At 66.0% G+C, this 954-nt stretch carries 1 protein-coding gene and 1 pseudogene; both read left to right on the forward strand.

What is annotated here, in order from left to right:
* A partial coding sequence (gene lpxI / locus EOA27_RS38080) for a UDP-2,3-diacylglucosamine diphosphatase LpxI (protein ID WP_127258923.1) occupies positions 1-796 on the forward strand: 796 nt, incomplete at its 5' end.
* Positions 796-954 (forward strand): annotated as a pseudogene (locus EOA27_RS38085) (lipid-A-disaccharide synthase); the annotation flags it as partial. The gene lpxI and the pseudogene EOA27_RS38085, both read left to right, overlap by 1 nt.

Raw genomic sequence — 954 nt, forward strand, 5'->3', positions numbered from 1 at the left:
GCACGGTTTTGCGCCCTTCATCATCATTGCCGCTGGTGAGGTCGACCGCGAGGCGGACTTCGCGGCCTACGATCAGGAAAAACTCTCGCTGGAAGACATCGGGCTGCTGTTTCCGTTGCTGAAGCGCCGGGGCATTACGCACCTTGTCCTTGCCGGCGAGATCAAGCGCAGACCGCGGCTGAGCAGGATAAAGCCGACATTTGCGCTGCTGGCGATAATCCCCTCTGTGGTCAGGGCATTGCGACGCGGAGACGATGGCCTGCTGAAGATGTTGACCCAGACCCTCGAAACGCGTGGCGTCAAGGTCGTTGGCGCGCACGAGGTCGTTCCGGAACTGACGGCGGGCGAGGGCACATTGACAGCGGCCGGACCAAACCAGTCCGACTGGCGCGACATCGAGGCCGCTCGCAAGGCGGCCAAGGCCATCGGCGCGCTCGATATCGGCCAGGCGGCGATTGCGATCGGAGGTCGCGCCGTGGCGCTGGAAGGCATTGAGGGCACAGCCGGTCTGCTCGACAGAATGCGGGATTTGCGCGGTCATGGAAGGCTGGCCGGCAAGGCGCGCGGCGTGCTGGTCAAATGCGCCAAGCCGGGTCAGGAATTGCGGGCCGACTTGCCCACCATTGGCCCGCAGACGGTTGAGGCCGCTCATGCGGCAGGCCTTGCCGGCATAGCCGTCGAGGCCGGCCGTTCGCTCATCCTTGAAGGCCCGACCACGCTTGCTCGCGCGAACGCCTTTGGCCTTTTCATCATCGGCCTGCCCGCGACGGAGCTTGCCAAACGGGGAGCCGGCTGATGGCCGCTGACAAGCCGATCAAGCTCGCGATCGTCGCCGGCGAGGAATCCGGCGATCTGCTCGGCGCCGACATCGTGCGGGCGCTCGAGCGTACGGCCGGCCGCAAGGTTCAGCTTGTCGGCATCGGCGGCCGGCATCTGCAGCAGCTGGGGCTGACG

The sequence above is a fragment of the Mesorhizobium sp. M2A.F.Ca.ET.037.01.1.1 genome (assembly GCF_003998075.1).
In the GTDB taxonomy this organism is placed as follows: domain Bacteria; phylum Pseudomonadota; class Alphaproteobacteria; order Rhizobiales; family Rhizobiaceae; genus Mesorhizobium.